The sequence below is a fragment of the Paenibacillus sp. QJM3NY_38 genome (genome assembly GCF_056173265.1).
The window spans coordinates 4945377-4964158 of sequence record NZ_CM149665.1; the positions used below are offsets into that span (position 1 = coordinate 4945377).

24 protein-coding genes are annotated in these 18782 nt (G+C 47.3%); 8 read left to right on the top strand and 16 right to left on the bottom strand.

The genetic code is table 11. The annotated features are described in order from the left end of the window. The first annotated feature begins 31 nt into the window (after positions 1 to 31). Complete coding sequence (locus tag AC0VZ8_RS22805; protein WP_475484485.1) at positions 32 to 1240, top strand: S-layer homology domain-containing protein; 1209 nt, start codon at positions 32 to 34, stop codon at positions 1238 to 1240. A 73-nt stretch (positions 1241 to 1313) separates the two neighbouring features. Here the strand turns inward: AC0VZ8_RS22805 and AC0VZ8_RS22810 are convergent, their stop codons facing one another. From AC0VZ8_RS22810 to AC0VZ8_RS22830, 5 genes are all read right to left on the bottom strand, one after another. Then, positions 1314 to 1772, bottom strand: a complete 459-nt coding sequence (locus AC0VZ8_RS22810) for an NUDIX domain-containing protein (RefSeq protein WP_475484486.1) — start codon at positions 1770 to 1772, stop codon at positions 1314 to 1316. 39 nt (positions 1773 to 1811) lie between these two features. Beyond that, positions 1812 to 2255: a GNAT family N-acetyltransferase gene (locus AC0VZ8_RS22815; protein ID WP_475484487.1), complete on the bottom strand. Its 444-nt coding sequence runs from the start codon at positions 2253 to 2255 to the stop codon at positions 1812 to 1814. A gap of 28 nt (positions 2256 to 2283) precedes the next feature. After that, positions 2284 to 3168 (bottom strand): GNAT family N-acetyltransferase, encoded by an 885-nt coding sequence (locus AC0VZ8_RS22820; protein WP_475484488.1) that lies wholly within the window; start codon positions 3166 to 3168, stop codon positions 2284 to 2286. A gap of 39 nt (positions 3169 to 3207) precedes the next feature. Continuing rightward, a complete protein-coding gene (locus tag AC0VZ8_RS22825; RefSeq protein ID WP_475484489.1) occupies positions 3208 to 3633 on the bottom strand; it encodes a GNAT family N-acetyltransferase in 426 nt (141 codons plus the stop codon). A gap of 174 nt (positions 3634 to 3807) precedes the next feature. Continuing rightward, entirely contained in the window at positions 3808 to 4182 is a 375-nt protein-coding gene (locus tag AC0VZ8_RS22830; protein ID WP_475487743.1) for a nuclear transport factor 2 family protein, read from the bottom strand. Positions 4183 to 4320: 138 nt separating this feature from the next. Here AC0VZ8_RS22830 and AC0VZ8_RS22835 point away from each other — a divergent pair, with 138 nt between their 5' ends. After that, complete coding sequence (locus tag AC0VZ8_RS22835) at positions 4321 to 4581, top strand: hypothetical protein (protein ID WP_475484490.1); 261 nt, start codon at positions 4321 to 4323, stop codon at positions 4579 to 4581. 157 nt (positions 4582 to 4738) lie between these two features. Here the strand turns inward: AC0VZ8_RS22835 and AC0VZ8_RS22840 are convergent, their stop codons facing one another. The 5 genes from AC0VZ8_RS22840 to AC0VZ8_RS22860 form a co-directional block, all read right to left on the bottom strand. Next, positions 4739 to 5161 carry an STAS/SEC14 domain-containing protein gene (locus tag AC0VZ8_RS22840; protein WP_475487744.1) on the bottom strand — a complete coding sequence of 141 codons (423 nt, stop codon included), beginning with the start codon at positions 5159 to 5161 and terminating at the stop codon, positions 4739 to 4741. Between the two features lie 198 nt (positions 5162 to 5359). Further along, positions 5360 to 6049 carry a hypothetical protein gene (locus AC0VZ8_RS22845; RefSeq protein WP_475484491.1) on the bottom strand — a complete coding sequence of 230 codons (690 nt, stop codon included), beginning with the start codon at positions 6047 to 6049 and terminating at the stop codon, positions 5360 to 5362. Between the two features lie 69 nt (positions 6050 to 6118). Then, the gene (locus AC0VZ8_RS22850) at positions 6119 to 7327 is read right to left on the bottom strand and encodes a WD40 repeat domain-containing protein (protein ID WP_475484492.1); all 1209 of its coding nucleotides are present in this window, start codon (positions 7325 to 7327) and stop codon (positions 6119 to 6121) included. 181 nt (positions 7328 to 7508) lie between these two features. Then, a complete protein-coding gene (locus tag AC0VZ8_RS22855; protein ID WP_475484493.1) occupies positions 7509 to 9044 on the bottom strand; it encodes a sensor histidine kinase in 1536 nt (511 codons plus the stop codon). Further along, positions 9041 to 9736 (bottom strand): response regulator transcription factor, encoded by a 696-nt coding sequence (locus AC0VZ8_RS22860; protein ID WP_475484494.1) that lies wholly within the window; start codon positions 9734 to 9736, stop codon positions 9041 to 9043. The genes AC0VZ8_RS22855 and AC0VZ8_RS22860 overlap by 4 nt, the downstream gene beginning before the upstream one ends. 175 nt (positions 9737 to 9911) lie before the next feature. Here AC0VZ8_RS22860 and AC0VZ8_RS22865 point away from each other — a divergent pair, with 175 nt between their 5' ends. The 5 genes from AC0VZ8_RS22865 to AC0VZ8_RS22885 are packed head-to-tail and all read left to right on the top strand — an operon-like array spanning position 9912 to position 14038. Next, positions 9912 to 10856, top strand: coding sequence for an ABC transporter ATP-binding protein (locus tag AC0VZ8_RS22865; RefSeq protein ID WP_475484495.1), 945 nt, complete (start codon positions 9912 to 9914; stop codon positions 10854 to 10856). Position 10857: 1 nt separating this feature from the next. Continuing rightward, positions 10858 to 11592, top strand: coding sequence for an ABC transporter permease (locus tag AC0VZ8_RS22870; RefSeq protein WP_475484496.1), 735 nt, complete (start codon positions 10858 to 10860; stop codon positions 11590 to 11592). Then, the gene (locus AC0VZ8_RS22875) at positions 11589 to 12275 is read left to right on the top strand and encodes an ABC transporter permease (protein WP_071219865.1); all 687 of its coding nucleotides are present in this window, start codon (positions 11589 to 11591) and stop codon (positions 12273 to 12275) included. Before AC0VZ8_RS22870 ends, AC0VZ8_RS22875 begins: the two co-directional genes overlap by 4 nt. Before the next feature lie 51 nt (positions 12276 to 12326). Next, a complete protein-coding gene (locus AC0VZ8_RS22880) occupies positions 12327 to 13433 on the top strand; it encodes a sensor histidine kinase (protein ID WP_475484497.1) in 1107 nt (368 codons plus the stop codon). Continuing rightward, complete coding sequence (locus AC0VZ8_RS22885; protein WP_475484498.1) at positions 13430 to 14038, top strand: response regulator; 609 nt, start codon at positions 13430 to 13432, stop codon at positions 14036 to 14038. Before AC0VZ8_RS22880 ends, AC0VZ8_RS22885 begins: the two co-directional genes overlap by 4 nt. Here AC0VZ8_RS22885 and AC0VZ8_RS22890 read toward each other — a convergent pair. The 4 genes from AC0VZ8_RS22890 to AC0VZ8_RS22905 form a co-directional block, all read right to left on the bottom strand. Next, a complete protein-coding gene (locus AC0VZ8_RS22890) occupies positions 14010 to 14396 on the bottom strand; it encodes a histidine phosphatase family protein (RefSeq protein WP_475484499.1) in 387 nt (128 codons plus the stop codon). The genes AC0VZ8_RS22885 and AC0VZ8_RS22890 overlap by 29 nt on opposite strands. A 75-nt stretch (positions 14397 to 14471) precedes the next feature. Further along, positions 14472 to 15353, bottom strand: a complete 882-nt coding sequence (locus AC0VZ8_RS22895; RefSeq protein ID WP_260066395.1) for a class I SAM-dependent methyltransferase — start codon at positions 15351 to 15353, stop codon at positions 14472 to 14474. 107 nt (positions 15354 to 15460) lie between these two features. Next, entirely contained in the window at positions 15461 to 15940 is a 480-nt protein-coding gene (locus tag AC0VZ8_RS22900; RefSeq protein ID WP_475484500.1) for an NUDIX hydrolase, read from the bottom strand. 48 nt (positions 15941 to 15988) lie between these two features. Beyond that, the gene (locus AC0VZ8_RS22905) at positions 15989 to 16729 is read right to left on the bottom strand and encodes an SDR family NAD(P)-dependent oxidoreductase (protein ID WP_475484501.1); all 741 of its coding nucleotides are present in this window, start codon (positions 16727 to 16729) and stop codon (positions 15989 to 15991) included. A gap of 140 nt (positions 16730 to 16869) precedes the next feature. Between AC0VZ8_RS22905 and AC0VZ8_RS22910 the strand changes: the two genes are divergently transcribed. Then, positions 16870 to 17373 carry a VOC family protein gene (locus AC0VZ8_RS22910; RefSeq protein ID WP_475484502.1) on the top strand — a complete coding sequence of 168 codons (504 nt, stop codon included), beginning with the start codon at positions 16870 to 16872 and terminating at the stop codon, positions 17371 to 17373. Between the two features lie 64 nt (positions 17374 to 17437). Here AC0VZ8_RS22910 and AC0VZ8_RS22915 read toward each other — a convergent pair whose 3' ends face one another. Beyond that, on the bottom strand, positions 17438 to 17872 hold the full coding sequence (locus tag AC0VZ8_RS22915; protein WP_475484503.1) for a GNAT family N-acetyltransferase: 435 nt from the start codon (positions 17870 to 17872) through the stop codon (positions 17438 to 17440). Between the two features lie 75 nt (positions 17873 to 17947). Next, complete coding sequence (locus AC0VZ8_RS22920; protein WP_475484504.1) at positions 17948 to 18760, bottom strand: methyltransferase domain-containing protein; 813 nt, start codon at positions 18758 to 18760, stop codon at positions 17948 to 17950. Positions 18761 to 18782 lie beyond the last annotated feature (22 nt).

Consider the following 18782-nt stretch of genomic DNA (forward strand, 5'->3'; position numbering starts at 1 on the left):
TCCAATACATAGATACATACAGGAGGATTTCATGTTTCTAAAAAGGTGGCGTCGATTATTATCTTTTACCCTCATTCTATCGTTGTGCATGACATCCATGGCAAGCGCGGCGGAAACCAGTCAAAACAAATATGCCTGGGCCAATGGATCCGTTGATTTCCTGAGATCCCATGGAGTCTTTGAGAATATGGAGTATCGGACAAAAACTTTAGGCAGGATGGTAACCAAGTCCGATCTCACGCTCATGGTTCATCGGCTGTTTACCGATTTACGGGTCGAAAGCGATAAGAACATCAAGATACCCGGGGTCCCAAATGGACATCCCTCCTACCAGATGTTTAAAGATGTATACGGCAGCATACCGTCGGCGCCGAGCGGATTAATTGCGGCCGCCGACAAAATCAATTATCATGACGAAACCTTCAAGTTTATACCGGAGAAAGTGTTAACACGCTGGGACTTATTGATTACGCTGAATGCGCTGTTCGATGATATTGGATATTCCTTGGAGTTATCGGATAGTGAGGAGATTGCCAGGCTGCGGGAAATCAAAGATCTTCCCAAAAGGTATTTCAATTCTTACAACCAATACGAAAAATGGAATTACGCCTATCAACCATTGGCACCTGAAATCGGATTGATGCAAGACAAAAAATGGGGACCTTCCTTAGCCTCCGATCTCGATTACGTTAAAGCTTATGCGCTGCTCGGTTTTGCCGAGGCCGGCATCATGAAACCTGACGCGAAAGGGTATTTTCGTCCGAATCAAAAGGTAACGTTAGCCGAAACCGCAGTCGTCCTGCATCGCATATACGATTATTACGATGACAGCGACTATGTCCGGGAACCATCGGCAGATGATCTCATCCCGAATGGCACTAGAAACTTTATCTATGCGGGATCTCCGTCTGGACACGGAGAAAGTCCGGTTGCTGACTTTGCTTTAGTGAATCCCGATTCCGTACCGGAATTCTATCTGGCCGTGAAGGCTTCAGAGAAAATCGACTTGCAGATCAACGTGAACGGGGAGCCATCCTTTTATACTTACGAACAATTAAGCAACCCTAAACAGCCTGTTCGAATAGCTTTCAATGGCGCATCCTATGCGGAGTTCATTCCCATTATCCGGAGCAAGGGTCAGAAAGCCACCGATGACAATAATAAGATTGAAGTGATGTATTATTACGCGGATACATTCCAGGACTTCACCCAATTATTGGGGTATGAAGCCGATCTCTAGTTAGGCTACTAAAAGGGAGTGCACAACTGTCACAAACAGTAGGCACTCCCTTTTTATCGTATGCAAGACATATTCATGTTCTTAAAATGTGTGACTTCCCGCTTTGCAGATCCTCAAATACCGGTCTTTGCACAGTGCTGATATCCTCTAAATCAATCTCATGCATTGCCTTGAATTCCAACTGCAACGACTCGTTGTTCACATCGTGATAAATAAGGATTCGGCCTTGATCTTCTGTCTTCCCTTCCAAATCCACCGTCGCGTTAAAAATAAACATGACAAACACGACCTCGTTTCCGTCCGGGTATCGATACTGCATTCTGGGTCCGCTATAAACCCCATAGAGTTCATGATCGTTGACGACCAGCCCCGTCTCTTCGAGTACTTCCCGTCTCATCGTCTCTTCCACGGATTCTCCGGCTTCCATACCGCCGCCAGGAAGACCCCAGTTGCCATAGTCGGAGCGTCGCTGGAGCAATATTCGCTCTTGATGATCCCGGATGATGGCGCCGCCAGTCACTATGATTTTCATATCAGCATCATCCTCTCCGCACACTTGTAAGCTGAGGGTTTACAGCAACAGCTTCGCTACGGATTCCCCCTCCGACCACGGCATGACGCCGATTTCCTCAAAACCCGCTTTAACGTATAGTTGTCTGGCCCGTTCGTTCTTCGGATCAAAGCTTATCATAAGGACATTCGTCCGATCAGGTTTGTTTCGGATTTCTTCGATTATGTATCGCAAAGCCGCTTTACCGTAACCCTTCCCTTGAAAGTTACCGTCGATCATCAAACGGTAAATCCAGTAGTTCCCGTCATCGGAGTCTAAGCCATACAACGCGAATCCGACCATCGTCTGCTCTTCATAAATGGCCATCGCTTCAAAATGTTCAAGAAATTGATACTGAGCAATCGAATACAGATTGGAGGCGATAAAGCCTTCTTGCTCCTGCTTCGCTTTCAGTTTAATGCATTCGGTCCAATTATCCTTATCGATGGGCTGCAATCTAATCATATCAAGCTCCTTTGGATAGTTGTTGGTTTTATTCATTGGTATAAACCATGTTCGTCAATTCATCTCCTGGTAAGAACCCCAGCTTTGTGTATAGAAGCTCAGCTCTATTCCCGGTAGTTACAAACAATCGTAAGACGTCATAATGGCGGTCTAACTTATGTATGGCTTTTCGTAACATATACTCGGCCAATCCCTTTCCCCTACAGGCAGGAGCAACAGCAATTTCATAAATTAACGGTAGATCCTCCCAGAGGGATACGAAACATACCCCCACGATTTCATTGGATTGTTGATCGACTAAAGTTGAAGAAGCATCCAATAGAATATCAATTGAATTATTCTCAAAATAATAAACGATATCCTGAGTAAAAGTCTCACCATCACGGTCATCGATACTATTACAATAGGCACCCATCATTAGTCGGGTTATTGACACCAATTCATCTGGTTCTGGTTGTTCACACCTAAATTGGTCGACAAGTGAGGGTATTTGTGTATCGCCTGTGGGTCGAATCATGCATTTTCTTGCTTGCTCGGGTTTAAAGCCTTCTGCCTCGAATGCTGCAATATGTTCAGTCAGAACGTTGTCAGCATATATTCTAGTGATTCCAGTAATAGTCTCCAAGATATATTCCTTCAAATAAGCCGCAATCGATTGCGAGAAACCAAAGGGAGGAATAACAAACAGGGATCCCAGCATATTCTCCGATATTGATATTCCTGCTATTCTTATACCGTCAGACATAATCCAGTAGCAGTCGTCCGCACCTGCCATCATCTGCTGCACATGCTTCCAACTCGGTCTAAACCAAACATTTTTCCTGTAGGTCGCAAAATACTTAGAATAAATAATAGGGTCTGCTTTAACTAAAGAATATACCGGATGAGCCTGTTGCTGCTGCGCCTTTCCCATTTATCCATGACCTTCCTTCATAAACCCGGCTTAATGTTTCTACACCAAATGCTTTATCAAATAATAATGCTGATGCCCTCTTGGGGCATCGTCGATACGTGCAATCTCTTGAAATCCATGCTTTTGATAGAACAGCGGCGCTTGAAAGCTGAACGTATTGAGCTTGATGAAGGTGCATTTCTTTTCTCTGGCTATCCTCTCGATCTCCTGTAACAATCTTGAACCGTAACCCCGGCCCCGGGATCGATCATCCACCCATAGAATATCGACCTCAATCCAATTCCAGCAAAACACGCTATTGATCCCGCCTGCGATTTCACCATTCTCATCCTTTATATGTAAGTTGATCTCCTCGTAATTCTGCTGCAAATCTTCTGCGATATGCTGTGCATTATATTGAATCAGGTTCGTCCGTACCGCAAGCGCTTCTTCCGGACTGCTTCGATCGACGTTGATTTCTGACACTCGCTCACTCCCTTTTTCTCAGTACACTAACCAAATAATACCATGTGGAGGAACTCTATTCCCGGGATTAAACGACTATAGATAAACTCTTCCTGCCTCCCCACCAACGCAAGAGATGGTGTTAATACAGTTTGGAATGATCAACTCAGGTGCACCTGAGTTCCATCTGCTCAATCAACTATGATCCTCTATCACTGCTACTTTATCGTCTCTAAACGCAAATACGGACTTTCCCTTCAGATGAATCTTCTCGCCGGCCTTCATACCGTTGGGGAGATCTTTAGCAAGAATGCCCTCGTAGTCGATCTCAACCTGAGTCTTGTCATCTTCGAACGAATAAGCAATGATCGTCTGACAACGATAGGAGAATAACGACTGGGACTGTTCGGCGATCTCTCGAAATTCCTCGATTCCTTTGGTCTCCGCGTCGATCGATCCGCTTGATATGTTTCTGAACTCGATCTCCTCATGCAGAAGAGCAATCATCCCCTCGATATCAAAAGAATTATAGGCTCTCACATACTCATTAATCATGTCCTTCATTTTCATAGAATTCACACTACATCTCCCCTTCCGACAGTTTGGGTTGCAACCATGATCTTAAAAAACTCCGCCTTTACTGTGCACACTTCATAACAGATTCTCATTTAATATACTGACTCTACTATAGTAAAAGAGGTGATTCAAATGGGTCGTGTCAGTGCTGTTCCAGAGCCGGATTTAGTATTAATCAGCTGGTCAAGAAACCCTCTCGTTGCGGGTTCCCCGCGTAGAATCGTTGCTGCTCGTGTCATTGGCAATGCTTCTCCTTGCCGAGCTGATTTGACGCCGAATGCATTGCTAAGAACTGCCTTAGCCTGTTTGCTGGATAATGATGTAGGTTTCAAAATCGTATTCCGCCAAAGAACATCCAGCATTAGCGGTTACCTGTTATTACAGCGTAATTAATGGATTTTAGAAGGAGCGGCGATCATGCTGCTTCTTTTTTAGCTTTTTTCATAAATATTGTTAGAAGCTTGCAAGCAAGCCAATCTGGCCACAACAACGTAAAGCTGTGAGCATAAGAAAACCAGCTGCTAGAGAGCAACTGGTTCAACATAAATTCCTAACTTGGATAGTTGTTTAACCAATGGAGTGCTTGTTCATAATCATCAAAAAATTCAACGGATTCTTTGGTGTTGGATTGCTGCAGGTAATTCATGATCTCCCCTTCTTCAAGAAGAAACGCAATGGCCTTGCTATGATTCAGGATGGTGTCATTGAAGAACTTTTCTTTCCATACTTTTTGAACGGAGAAGTGGTTTGGGGTATACCCTTTTCTATCTACCAGCAATTTGTATTTCAGTCCCTTTCCAATAAACTGCTGACATGAATTTTCAAAGCCATTAAACCATTCAATAACATCATCCGTGTTTATCTTCCCTATCAGATGAGCAACAATTAAATCTCCAGTAACAACAGTACTGATATCCTTATCATTCAAAGTGGAATCATCTCCCTTAGTTTCTATTATGCGTAAACTTCCTATAAAATCAAAGTAAAACTAAAACTTATTCTTACATATACTGGAAGTTTGGATTGCCCAGGAAATATCAATGCTCGTAATAGCTTTTCGAAATCAAAAAAGCTCACAGGGCATTCCTTTCACCCTGCAAGCTTCCTCGTACTAATCTCTATTCACCTTTTTCATATCTAAGCCATATCTCTATCTCTTTTATCTCTATATTTATTTCAATTGGGCAACACTTACAGCAACCTTCTCCAGCTGTGCTCTACTTAAGGAATGATCCGGTGAGCTGATTGTCACAAAACGATCATCGATCTGAAAGCCCAGCATGTCCGTATCATCCGGTGTATACCATTTCGCTTTAACCCCATTGGACAATGTAACCGATTTGCTGTCATATCCATGAGAATAGTCTCTTGGGGAGATATATACCGTCATGTGTTTGAATAACATGTTAACGCCATCTTCCGATGCGCCTGTCTTTTGATACACATCGCCTTTTACCATCTGAGTTGGAGCATACGGCGTTTGAAAACCATCAAATTTGGCGAATGCGCTTTTGATTTCTTTTCGCTCGGCATCACTGTATTTCACGTTGGTCAGCTCGGTCGTCTGACCGTTTCCAGGATTACTTCCGATCAGCACCTGGTTATTCTTCGCATCGTACTGCAAGGGTACATCCAGCACATCGGCAATCGCGCGAACCGGCAGATATGTCGTATTCTGATACGTGATCGGAGTCAATGTTTTGCCTGTGTTATATATGACTCCGTCCACTTTGATACCGATGCTGTGATTCAGGTAAGCCGAGATTTTCTCCAGATTGGCTCCCGCATAGACACCTGCTGCTCCCGTTAACGTCATTCCCAGCACGGCAACCGCCACGATTGATTTTTTCAACTGTTTCATTTCATCCATTCCCCTCGTTGTCTCACCAACCTTCCAAGTCGATGAGTCATAGTATGAAGCTCGATATCTTTATTTAAAATCGATGACATACGTCGCTATCAACGCTTCTTTATCGTCAATCGTAATTCCCAGTCTTTTTCCAGATGGACTCCAAGTCAGCGGGTAGACCGGATGGGCCGCAGGATGCACCGCCGAATAATAGGGCGCCATCCAGCTTACCTTTCCTGAAGCCGTATCAAATACATACACCCCGTTCATCCCGCTTTCATTCTCCGAATATACATCAAAGGCTAGTCTGGCAGAATCCGGCGACCAGGACGGGTAAGAAATCAGATTGCCTTTTCCGATAAGGGATCCTTGCAGGCTGCCGGCTGCGTCATAGATCAGTAAATTGCTGCCTGAGTTCCCTTCCGTGTTGGTCGCTGTGGAGACGGCAATGTACTCTCCATCCGGCGAGATGGTGAAGCTCCATACATTTTCAATGAGCTGTACCGGCTTCGATTGTCCGGGTTCAACGACCTTCAGTACCTGGTTTACATCGATATAATAGATCCGGCCTTTACTCGCTCCGAACTGGTTGTAGACTTCAACATCCTCATCCTCAATGGCTATGGTAGTATAAGAGCCGTCCGTCGAAATGAGACGAATATCGCCTTTGCCGTTCATGGAGCCTGCTGCAAGAACATAGGTGTCTGTATCCAGCCACCCCCCAACCTCCATGTAATTGTCGCCTTCAACTGGTATGCTCTTGCCTGTACTCAGGTCCTTCAGGAAATTATCAGCCGTATATTTATCCCTCCATTTCTGAATAAAGCTATATTTACCATCTGGTGAGATTTCTTCTTTGACAAGATGTTCGCCTGGATGCGACTCTTCATGATTCGTGAGCTCACGACGCTCACCTGTACTTACGTTCACTGCTTCGGAGGAATAAGCATATTGCGGTTCTTCCGTTTTGGTCGCTTCCTTGATCAGCTTGGTTGTAAGCACCTTGACCTCATTCTCCGACAGCCATGTCTCAATGTTCGACGAGGCGATCCGGTGCGTCTGATTCACAACGACTTCCTGACTGGATGGACCACTCGCTCCTTCTACAACCGTAAGTTTGCGCTCTCCTGATGCCGTCTCTCCAGCATTCGATACAGGGGACTGGCCGGTTATATTGTTACCTGGCTCCACGATGGTCAGCCGATCCTGGGATTGGCAAGCCGTCAGGGCTGCAGCAATAACAACAGCAGACATCAACTTGAACCCATACTTCCCTACTCTGTTTCTCATAACAGGTTCCTCCCAATGGCATATCCCCCAAGGCGCTTCGGCAGCAGCACAGAATGTGTCTTGGCATGCCGCCTCTTTCCCTGTTGAACTCAGTATAGAATGTGAATATCTCGATACGATATCGAGCTTGTAACGAACTTGTAAACAAACAGGTACCCTTGAAAAAAAGAAAGTCCAGACCTTATTCCAAGTCTGAACTTTCTTCGGTCGAAATAACCTCTGAGGATTGTGGCCGATTCATCGGCAGGGCAATCACAAACGTAGAACCGCCGGGACCCGATTCCGCAACCTGAACGGAGCCATGCTGTTTCTCTGCCAGATTGCGTACCAGGGATAACCCTAGGCCCGTACCTCCGTGAACCCTGGAGCGGTCGCTGCTCACCGTATAAAACGGATCAAAGATCCGTTCTCTGGCATCATCCGGAATTCCGATACCGGTATCGCTTACCTTAATGATCATACGATCTTGGCCATAAGGATCCTGCTTCACTTCATTCGAGAGCGTAACCGTCCCTCCGGGCTTATTGTATTTAATTCCGTTATCCAGCAGATTCAGAACCATATGCATCAGATTCTCCGGATCAGCCCATACCTTACCAACCGTTAAAGATGATTGAATCGTAATGTCCGATTGCTCTGCCTTGGCCTCTAACCGGGCTGCCGCCTCTTCCAGAATCGGCATGAGATCTACGTGTTCCGCATGGGTTTCGAATTCATAAATATCCATGGACGATAACTGAAGCGCCTTTTCTACCAGGCGGTATAGACGCTGTGCTTCCTTGCCGATCTGTCCTCTGGCTTCCTCAAGCAGGGCGGGATCATCGCGATACATTTCAAGCAGATCCGCATAAGCCAATATGGAGGTCAGCGGCGTTTTCAACTCATGGCTGATATTCCCGATAAACTGCTTCTGCTGCTGTTCCAGCTCTTGCAGTCTTTCGATGGCATCCAGCAGCTTCAGCTTCTCCTCCGTGAGCTGGCTCACCGATGAGGAAATTCGCCCGCTCATTTCATATATGCCTTGCGCCAACTCGCCGAGCTCATCCTTTCGCTTCACCGTTGGCTCGCTAAGGTAGACGCCTTCACCGATCCTCTGCGCAGCCTGGTTCAGCCTGCTGATGACATGCACCTGCCGCCAGACGTACAGAAAACCGATCAGGAAGCCGGCGGCCAGCACCGCAAGGCCCGTCACGATAAACAAGTTCTGGATCCGGTCATAGAAAGCGTGCTGCTCAGCCAGGGAGGCGTGGAATTGAATCGTTCCGATCGGCTCCTCCATATGCCGAAGCGGAGCAAGATAGAGCAGCTGGTCACCTTCGGTTATATAGGCGGAACGTCCTTGCGCCGTATGTGCAAGCGCGTCTTGTACATCCATCTTCGGCTGGAAAGGAAGGGAAGTCCCCGTGAATGTACCATCCAGCTTATACAGCGTCACCGGCATGCCGCTCTGGGTTCCAAGATCGACGGCCAGCCGTTGGCCGACATTTTCCATAAAATCATCCGGCTGCGTTTGAGGATTCGTCAGTAACTCCTGATGAATCCTGAGATTGGCCGCTTCGGCTTCCTGGGCGAAGGATTGCTCCAGGCGCATCCGCTGATCCTCCCGGATTCCGGCAAGAACCAACGTGCTTAGAACAACCACAACGGCGATCAGCAGCAAAGCGAGAAGCAGTGCGACTTTCCACTTCAAGCCGAAACGCACTTTTCCTTTGTTCATGAGGGAATCTCCGTGCTTTTATATCCGATGCCATATACGGTCTGGATCACTTCATGCTGGTTTCCCAGCTTCTTGCGCAATCGCTGGACGTGAATATCTACCGTACGTGTGCCGCCGGCAAAATCCATATCCCATACCTGTTCTAGCAAGGCCTCTCGCGAATATACCCGCTCCGGATTCCGTGCCAGGAGAGCCATGAGGTCAAACTCCTTCGGCGTCAGTTCAAGGGGCTTGCCCTCGGCGTGAATGGTGCGATTTAACAGGTTAATGGTAAGTCCGGCTATCCGAATCACATGCTGTTCGGGGGCTTGCTTCCCGGCTGCCTCGGGAGTACGGCTTCTTCGGGACAATGCCTTTACCCTGGCGATGATCTCCCGCATGTCAAAGGGCTTTGTCATATAATCATCGGCACCAAGCTCCAGCCCGAGCACCTTATCCACAATATCGTCCTTCACCGTCAACAGCAGAATGGCCGGGCGCTGCCGGTCCCCGAGCTTGCGACAGACATCGTACCCGCTAAGCTTCGGCATCATGACATCGAGCACCATCACGTCAGGATCAAACGATCCCACGCGCTCCAGCGCTTCCTGCCCGTCCCCTGCGGTCTCCACCGTATATCCTTCCCTTCGCAGCGCATAAGCAACTGCGCTTGAGATACTGATCTCATCATCTACAACAAGTACCTTGGTCATCGCAGATACGACTCCTTTACTGGCCGATTACACATTTGCTAATTCCATGATGGTAACGTATCCGGCATCATATTTCAACATGCGGTTCCCTGCCGATTTCATTACAATTGTAACTATGAACGCTTTCTCCCGGTTGCCATAATAAAGCTAAACACTCAAGCTAAGGAGGATTCGGATGACAATCGCTACCATGAACCATATCATTAAGCGCTATGGACATCAGCTTGTCCTGGACCATGTCCATTTAGAAATCAGGCAGGGCGAAATACTCGGCCTTCTTGGTCCGAATGGTGCAGGTAAAACCACATTGATCCATGCGTTATCCGGCTTAATCGGCATCGATTCCGGTAGCATCGAGCTGTTTGGGGAACGGCCAAGCGGCCCTATGCTGGAGGTCAAACGGAAAATTGGACTGGTCACGCAGGATATCACCGTTTTCGAAGATTTAACCGCCCAAGAGAATCTCGCTTTTTTTGGCGGAATCTATGGGTTAAGAGGCACGGAATTGAGAAGGCAAATCACGGAAACGCTCCAATTCGTCGGACTAACGGATCAAGCCCATAAACGTCCTTCCAAATTCTCCGGGGGAATGAAGCGGCGACTGAATATCGCCTGCTCGATCATTCACAGGCCCAGGCTCCTGATCATGGACGAACCTACGGTTGGAATCGACCCCCAATCCAGAAATCACATCCTGGAATCGGTACGCGAACTGCAAAAAAGGGGGACTACCATTCTCTATACCACCCATTACATGGAAGAGGTGCAGTCCCTCGCATCCCGTGTCGTGATTATGGATCAAGGCCACGTCATCGCGCAGGGGACGATTGATGAGTTGGTAAAGAACATCCACCATGAAGAAAAGATCAAGCTGGAAGTCGTGGAGTTGACGGAGGATCTGATCAATAACATCAAACAGCTGGATGGAGTCAAGCACGTGGTTTTGAATGGAACGCAAATTCAGATCATATCACGGGCAGGCGCAGGAAATCTGGATCGTATCCTGTCGTTGGCCAAAAGCGCGGGCGGCGTCCTATCCATCCATGCGGAGAAACCTACGCTTGAAGACGTATTCCTTACGCTTACCGGTAAGCAACTACGTGACACGGAGGGAACTTAACATGCTTGTGTTCAGAATGACGTACTTCTCCTTGCTTCGCCTGATACGCGAACCCATCGGGCAGCTGCTTCTTGTGGGCCTGCCGCTGGTCGTCATTACCGTGCTGGGTGTCGTTATTGGACCATATGAAGGCATGAAGGGTGTTCCTCCGCTGGACTTGACGGTCGTTACGACCATTATGGGCGTTCAGTTTTTTGGCGGCACGTATTTGATGAGTTATTTGGATATCGATTTACTTAAAACCCGCAAATGGAGAATCTATTCGCTCCCTATTAACGTAGCGGTTTATTCAAGCTCTCTTATTCTTGCCTGCACGCTCTTCAGTACCTTGCAAGGATTGGTCTTGGTGCTATTCACAACCTGGGTGTTCGGGATCGCGTGGGGATCGCTTGGCTGGGTATTTCTGGTATTTATTATTTATTCCTTATTTGCACAGTCCGTACATCTGCTGCTGACATTATCCATCCATAACGTAAAATTGGCTGAAAGAGTATCTGAAGTCCTCGGAATCGGCTTCATCATCTTGACCGGACTCATGTTTCCTCTTCCAGATCATCGTTTCTTTGAGTTCATGTCGTCCTATGGGAATCCGGTAACCCTCGGAAAGATGGCCATCCTGGAGATGCTTGTCGATGGCGGGCAAGGGAAAGCGTACCTTAGCATCTTATTGCTGTTAGCCTTAACCGTGATATGCATGATGATCAGCGCATGGCTTGGGAGGAGGAAGCTCGCTTGACGATATTTAACTTCGCGCTCATTCGGAGCGTCCGCAGCTTGCCCAATCTTATCTTGCTGTTAGGCCTTCCCGCAGCCGTCGTTGTCCTCCCGGTGGGCGGTTGGCATGGCTTACCGCTAGGGTATCACTTCTACGGAATCCTGCTGTTATTCTCTGCCTCCAAACTCGTTCATATGATCATGGAGGATCGGAAGAATAAAATTCTGACCCGGATCGGCGTTGCACCTGTGACCCACTTCAAGTATTTATCGCAGAATCTGCTTGCTTTCGCTCTGCTGCTCGTAGGACAAAGTGCCGTGATCACGTGCAGCGCCTGGTTGCTGCATGCCGATGTTTTTGGCAGTCTGATTCAACTCTTCAGCATTTTAAGTATGTTCTCGGTCACCGCGATTAGCTTCTCTCTCGCTTGGTCTTCCATGTTCCGCCAGCCTGAATCTTCTACAGCCGTTATGCTTGGAATCATCTTGATCATGGCGGTGCTCGGAGGAACCTTATTTCCCATTCAGGCTATGCCTGCATCCCTGCAGAAAATCGCCATGTTATCCCCTACCTATTGGTTCCATGAGGGAATCATGCTTGCTAAGAACGGAGGCTTGTTCGCGGAACAGCTCACTCCGCTCGGGATCCTGCTGTTGTTTGCGATCGCTTTTATGCTGATTGGCAGCCGAAGGAAACTGGCTTGAAAAATATGTTACGATATGGGGAAAAGAGAACGTATGCCATGGGAGGTTTTCATGAGAAGCTATACCGATTCGTGGTCCCCGAGCATAGCCGTCGTGATTTGGAGAATACTTGCCCTGCTGCTTATGGCCGCTCTTTGGTTTATGGGAGATGCCGGGACCGAAGGATTCATCCTGGTCTTCGCCTTAGCGATCCTAGCGTTAGCCCGATGGCGGTTTCCCCTTCCTTCATGGACAACACTGGTCGACCAGCTCCTATGCATATCCATCATTCCATTCTGGCCGGAGGCCGGCTTCGGACTGGCTCTGCCGCTATTTGAAACCATGCTTGCCGGTACACCGCTATTTTCCCTGCCCATCCTGGCAGTGCTTGTCATCGGCTATGTCGATCCGGACCTCCCGCTTCTGCTCATGCTCGTTCAAGCTTCATTTGCGGGATGGATCGTTTTATGTTGGTCCAAACAAACCCATCAGTATCGATTGGAGGCGGATCAGGAGCGTTGCGATCGCTACGAACTGGAAATATTGAAGGGTGAGCTGCTTATGGCCAATGTGCAAACGGCTCAGCTTGCAGAGCTCAGAGAGCGTCATCGAATCTCCCAGAAGCTGCACGATGAGGTCGGCCATGAATTAACAGCCGCGTTGTTAGCTTTCCAAGCTTTTGAAACATTATGGAGGGAGAATGACCCGCAAGCGGAAGAAATGTTTGCTCAAGCCCAGATGCGTTTGTCGAGCAGTGCCCTGGAGCTGCGGGAAACGGTCCATAATATGCAGCCTGTCCAAGCGACCGGCATTCGGAGCCTGGAGGAGATCTGCCGTAATTTCAAAGCGATGCCTGTCCAGCTGCAAATTTATGGAGATACATCTCGTATAGCCGCCCATCTGTGGGTCATCCTGAATGCTTGTCTCAAGGAAGCCTTGACCAATGCGGTGCGTCATTCCAAAGCCAAACACGTTGAAGTATCGTTGGACGTCAATGAACATATCGTGCGGTTAAGCGTCCTAAATGACGGCGTTTTGGATTCCTCCTCGCTGCCTGGAACCGGACTCCGCAACCTAAGACAAAGAGCCCAGGCAGCAGGAGGCAGCATCTCCACCAATACATCCGGCGGCTTTCAATTGGTCTGCGTATTACCTATGGGAAAGGAGGGCATTCGATGAACATTCTCATTGTGGATGATGATCCATTGGTATGTCAGAGTCTCCGGCTGCTTCTATCCAGAGAACCGGATATGGAAGTAACGGCCACTGCGAATGACGGCGCTGCAGCCATTCAATGCTGTGAAGAGGTCCTGCCGGACATCGTCCTCATGGATATTCGGATGCCTGGTATGGACGGAATCCAAGCGGCGAGGCAAATCAAGCAAAAATGGCCCCCAGTGCAGATTATGATGCTGACCACGTTCCAAGATGAGCATAGTATCCGCCTGGCGCTGCTAGCCGGAGCCGAGGGGTACATGCTGAAATCGACGCAGGTCTCCAGTATGGCACAACAACTACGTGCTTTGGCTTCCGGCACTTCCGTTGTGGATGCAAATGTGCTGAAAGCCTTGATGCTGCCCGATAAAGAGAATCGTCCCGACCTTACCCCGCGGGAAAACGATATTCTCGAGCTGGTTGCCTTAGGCTGCTCGAATCGAGAGATTGCCGAGCAATTGTTTATCAGCGAAGGAACCGTGCGCAATACCCTCTCGATCATACTGGATAAGTTGGAGCTCCGAGACAGAACCCAGTTGGCTATCTATTATTGGAGACGATCGTTATAATCCTATTCTTTTTCGTTTCGATCCAATCGATGATATGCCCAGCTCGCTTCCGTGTCTCGCTTCGCCGCTCCGCTTGCGAGCGGTGAGACAGATACCATGCCAAGCGCCCCATCATCAACCACATGTGGTAATGAAGCTTTAGATTTCCCAAAGGATGAATCGATTGAACCTCAATTTCTCTTAACCGATTCGTTGCGATGATAGGGCCTGGATATATCGTTTCTGCCGTCTGAACGGCCCTTGGCAAATCACTGGATATGCAGACATTCCACTCCGAATAGTCATAGTCCAGGTCGGATTGTTCAATTTCAGCGTTGTTGTAAGCTTCCACCCAAGCATTGAACTGATCGGACGTCAACCATTTCCTATCCCATTTATGTATAACTTTAAAATGTCTTACCAATCCAATTTTCATAGGGCTCCTTAAGCAAGTTTATTCTCGACCAACCGTTCCATAAGAGATCTTCATATTCGGTGCATAAGTCAACCACGAGTCGCTATCAAACACTCGGAACAACTTGAGTTCAGCGGCATATTGGGCTTGGGCTTCTTCTACTGATAACCCTCTCTGTACCATCTGCTCCACGACCTTAACCGGATCCTCCAGTTCCTGCCCAATGCCTTCTTCCTTCAAGGACTGAAAAAGCCGATCCTTCTCTGCAGCATCCATATTCTGATCTAAAAAATTCACTTTATCACTGACTCGGCATCCCACATTCCGTAATCCCAGCTGACTTAGAAGAATAGGGAGCCTCATGCCGATATTCCCGTCTTTTCCGCTATCTTTGGCACTCGTTTCATACAATTTCTGTAATATGCCCAGACGAACGACTTCAGAATGCTGGATTCCATCGAAGCCATAATTAGCCGTATTAGCAATCCAATGAGGCTCAAAACAGATGACTCGTCCGCCGTCCAGTACACTATCCATCATTTTCTGAAGAATCTCCCGAGGGCTTGCCATATGTAATAAAAATGCATGGCAGATCGCAACGTCATACTGACGTTCCACAAACATATCCTCAATATCTCCTTGAATGAATTCAGTAGAATAGGGCAGCTTATCAAACACTTCTCTTGCTTCCATAATCAAATCCTTGCCTTTATCTATCCCTGTATAGGTTGAACCTTTGGGTAATAACGGGAGAAGCTTTAATCCTAGATACCCATAACCACAACCGTAATCCACAATGTTAATGGGAGTATTCATTTTCCAGACATTCTTAACAAGAAACTCCAGATAATCATCGTTATAGTATAGCCCTCTCGTATTCCTCAGGTATTCGATTGCTGAATCCCAGTAATATTCGGACATCATCTTTAATTCCTTTCCGCATCAAGTTCCCCGACTAGATCTTGGTGACAATGACTTCTTCCATGCGAATATTCCTTTCGATCCATTATCAGACCATTTCGTAGTTCTTAGATATTCCGTCTCAACTTAATTTCAAACTCCGGCTTCGTAATATATTTCATATAGACGACCTCTCGATTAAAATCCAAATAAGCCTGAAATCGCGTACGAATGGCCGGGGCCGTAATCAATTGAAGCACTTCATCCTTAGGGATCCAACGACTGTCCGTCGTTTCGTCCGAGATCCCCAGCTCGCCGCCCGTAGGCTTACACGCAAAATCCATCATCACTTTCGTTGGAACCACGGCAACTCCGCTGTGTCCCGGATAGGTTGATGTATTGGAATAGACTCCGATCAGGTGGGAAACGATGGTATCCATGCCGCTCTCCTCTTTGATTTCTCTGATCAAAGCCTCCATCAGATTCTCTCCGGCTTCCACCTGCCCACCTGGAAAAACCCAGCCGCTGCGCCCCTTCACCAGTAGAATCTCATCGCGTTCATTCTCAACTACGCCGCCGACAGCGACGATATGTGTTGGCATCAACATGATAACAGCCTCCGATAGATAAGATATACTTCAGCTTGCACAGGTCCCTTAGATTTCGTCATAATTCACAACACTTCCAGTTGCAAAATCCTTGTCGATGATACGTAACAGAAGCGCCCCGATTTCCTCTCTAGATAGAAGCTGCCCGGACTCATGCGCATGGGCGAAGGCTTTGGCCATTTCAAACTCCTGCTCATTTTTCCCTCTGGCCATTCTTTGCATATCCGTGTCCACCATACCTGGATTAACCGCAATGATCTCTACCGGGTTTGGCCTGTTCCTTTGCTCGCTCCCTACACTTTGCGTAAACATATTGATTCCGGCCTTGACCGAACAATAGACACTCATCGTAGGTGCTGGATATATGCCAGAGCCTGAAGAGATGTTGATGATTTTCTTCCGAATGGACAACCCCTCCGTTTTCTTGATGAAGCCGGATGTCAGAATCATGGGGGCAACCAGACTGATTTGCACATTCATATGAATATCTCTTGCATCACATTGTTCAATGGCCTTCAGTGGTTCAAGCATGGACGCATTATTGATAAGGCAGATCATATCCGCGTGAACGGGATCCATCTCGTCAAACACTCTATCCACAAGCTCCTCTAGCCCCAACGGATCGCTCAGATTATATACATGGTGTCTGTATTTTGAATAGCTGCTCAATCTCTCGGACGTTCCTCTCGCAATCCCATGCACGTCATGGCCTTTCTCTAGGAGCATATAAGCCAGTTGCTCGCCGATTCCCCTTGAGGTTCCCGTAATGATGAGTTGACTTCCACTCATTGTTATAACCCTCCGTTATCTTAAAAAGTTAGCTTCGTACTATATTCCAGAAATAAATCGCAATTGGAAAGAAATCGTGTTAAGAAGGATATGGTACGATTGCATTACATTCTATTACCTGTGAGGAAGGAGTTGGAATTATGAAGAATAGAGTCCAAAAGATTTCGTCAAACTTGTGGTTTGATCACCAAGCCGAGGAAGCAGCCCAGCATTACGTCTCTATTTTTAAAAATTCACAAATCGAGCGTATCACGCGCTACAGTGCAGAAAAAAATGACAACCATACATTTGCCCAAGGTGCGATCATGACTGTGGAATTCCTGCTGGAAGGCCAGCATTTTGTTGCCCTCAATGGCGGCCCGCATTTTACCTTCAATGAAGCCATTTCATTTATTGTGCATTGCGAAACCCAAGAAGAATTGGACTATTATTGGGAAAAGCTGTCTGAGGGCGGCGACGAGAAAGCTCAAGTATGCGGTTGGCTGAAGGACAAGTTCGGTGTATCGTGGCAGATCGTCCCGGCTAACTTAAGCGAAATGATAACCGACTCCGATCCGGCAAAATCCGAACGCGTCATGAAGGCTTTACTCCAGACGAAATCAAAAATCGATATGCAGACGTTACAGCAAGCCTACGAGGGGTAGGGAAGGCTGCCTTTAGGGTGGCCTTTTTTACTCTATAGGATCGAGGCGGGGCATCATCGATACATCATAACTCAAGTTCATGCGTGACTAGTTCAACATCCTTTAATTCTCGAAAACCTAGCTTCTTATAGAAACTAGCCGCTTTGGGGTTGTCCGTTCTCAACACGATTTTACTGTAATGACTGCTCGCCTTCTGAATGACCGCCTCGACCAGCCTTCTCCCGGCACCATGACTTCGAAATTCCTTTAACACATACAATCTGCGGATCCTGCCTATGCTTCCGTCAGAATACGGATCACGATTCAACCCGCAAATGCCGATGACTCTTTGACCAACTCGACATTGAAACAAAGCTTCATCTTCATGCTGAAACCTATTGATGCCCTCATTATATTCATTCACTAGCCTATGGATATTCCTGAACCCTTCTCTCTTGCTTTCAGTCAAGAGCTCAGCAATGTCTACTGCATCCAGTTCAGCAACTTCTTGAACGATCATGTCTATCCCCCTGACTCATTCGACTAGTACTCAAAAAAAGTATAAAGTACCCCAACCACTCGTATTTATAATCCCTTATCGTTTCTGCCCAATATACAATAAATGAGATGAAACTCCCAAAATGCTGGGGTTCTCCGCTTCCTGGTAGATCAGTTTCATTACTTCCTGGAATTCCTCTTCTCCACGGGACCGCCAATAATCGAACTGCTCTGCCTTGAAGGAGCCTGCTATACTTGACGAGCCTATCAATTTAATCGTCTTGAAGCCATGCGCTTCCATGAACGGCTTGATATCCTCCAGGTTGAAATAATATGCACCGGTAAATCGTCCTTCATCGCTATGATTGAATATCCCAGTCCTAACAAATTCCTTAATGCTGCTGATCGTATCATTCGGTTTCCAATGTTCCGGAAATGATAATGATGTCATCAGATGTCGAATTCGGGTCATGAATGCCACAAAGACATAGCCACCCGCTTGTGTAACGCGATACAATTCCCGGACGGCCGTAGACCGATCTTGTTCTGTCTGTAAATGATATAGCGGTCCCATCATCAGTGCGGCGTCAAACAGCTCATCTTGAAACAGGCTAAGATCGTTGGCATTGGCACGGTGAAATCCTTTGAACTGGCCGGTTAACTTGAGTTCCTCAGCTTTAGCAGACGCGGTCTCGACTAATCTTGGCGTAAGGTCTGTTAAGGTTACATCGTAACCGTTCTTCGCTAATTCCATCGAATACTTCCCAGGTCCCGCTCCGTTATCCAGCACGTGACCTTTCTCAGGCAGCATGCTCAAGATATGATGCAGATTGACGACAAATTCAACGGGTTCCCTATCCAAACGCCCCCATTCATCGAAGGCATTATAATAATCGATCACTTTGTTCAACTGAGTCACTCCTCCATTTACA

Coding starts and splice junctions, on each gene's coding strand:
- AC0VZ8_RS22830 (WP_475487743.1), bottom strand. CDS start 4,182: ATGAAAATGAAGGACATGATTAATGAGTATGTGAGAGCCTATAATTCT.
- AC0VZ8_RS22870 (WP_475484496.1), top strand. CDS start 10,858: ATGCTTGTGTTCAGAATGACGTACTTCTCCTTGCTTCGCCTGATACGC.
- AC0VZ8_RS22910 (WP_475484502.1), top strand. CDS start 16,870: ATGAAGAATAGAGTCCAAAAGATTTCGTCAAACTTGTGGTTTGATCAC.
- AC0VZ8_RS22815 (WP_475484487.1), bottom strand. CDS start 2,255: ATGATTAGATTGCAGCCCATCGATAAGGATAATTGGACCGAATGCATT.
- AC0VZ8_RS22805 (WP_475484485.1), top strand. CDS start 32: ATGTTTCTAAAAAGGTGGCGTCGATTATTATCTTTTACCCTCATTCTA.
- AC0VZ8_RS22850 (WP_475484492.1), bottom strand. CDS start 7,327: ATGAGAAACAGAGTAGGGAAGTATGGGTTCAAGTTGATGTCTGCTGTT.
- AC0VZ8_RS22860 (WP_475484494.1), bottom strand. CDS start 9,736: ATGACCAAGGTACTTGTTGTAGATGATGAGATCAGTATCTCAAGCGCA.
- AC0VZ8_RS22880 (WP_475484497.1), top strand. CDS start 12,327: ATGAGAAGCTATACCGATTCGTGGTCCCCGAGCATAGCCGTCGTGATT.
- AC0VZ8_RS22865 (WP_475484495.1), top strand. CDS start 9,912: ATGACAATCGCTACCATGAACCATATCATTAAGCGCTATGGACATCAG.
- AC0VZ8_RS22915 (WP_475484503.1), bottom strand. CDS start 17,872: ATGATCGTTCAAGAAGTTGCTGAACTGGATGCAGTAGACATTGCTGAG.
- AC0VZ8_RS22895 (WP_260066395.1), bottom strand. CDS start 15,353: ATGTCCGAATATTACTGGGATTCAGCAATCGAATACCTGAGGAATACG.
- AC0VZ8_RS22835 (WP_475484490.1), top strand. CDS start 4,321: ATGGGTCGTGTCAGTGCTGTTCCAGAGCCGGATTTAGTATTAATCAGC.
- AC0VZ8_RS22855 (WP_475484493.1), bottom strand. CDS start 9,044: ATGAACAAAGGAAAAGTGCGTTTCGGCTTGAAGTGGAAAGTCGCACTG.
- AC0VZ8_RS22820 (WP_475484488.1), bottom strand. CDS start 3,168: ATGGGAAAGGCGCAGCAGCAACAGGCTCATCCGGTATATTCTTTAGTT.
- AC0VZ8_RS22845 (WP_475484491.1), bottom strand. CDS start 6,049: ATGAAACAGTTGAAAAAATCAATCGTGGCGGTTGCCGTGCTGGGAATG.
- AC0VZ8_RS22900 (WP_475484500.1), bottom strand. CDS start 15,940: ATGTTGATGCCAACACATATCGTCGCTGTCGGCGGCGTAGTTGAGAAT.
- AC0VZ8_RS22905 (WP_475484501.1), bottom strand. CDS start 16,729: ATGAGTGGAAGTCAACTCATCATTACGGGAACCTCAAGGGGAATCGGC.
- AC0VZ8_RS22810 (WP_475484486.1), bottom strand. CDS start 1,772: ATGAAAATCATAGTGACTGGCGGCGCCATCATCCGGGATCATCAAGAG.
- AC0VZ8_RS22885 (WP_475484498.1), top strand. CDS start 13,430: ATGAACATTCTCATTGTGGATGATGATCCATTGGTATGTCAGAGTCTC.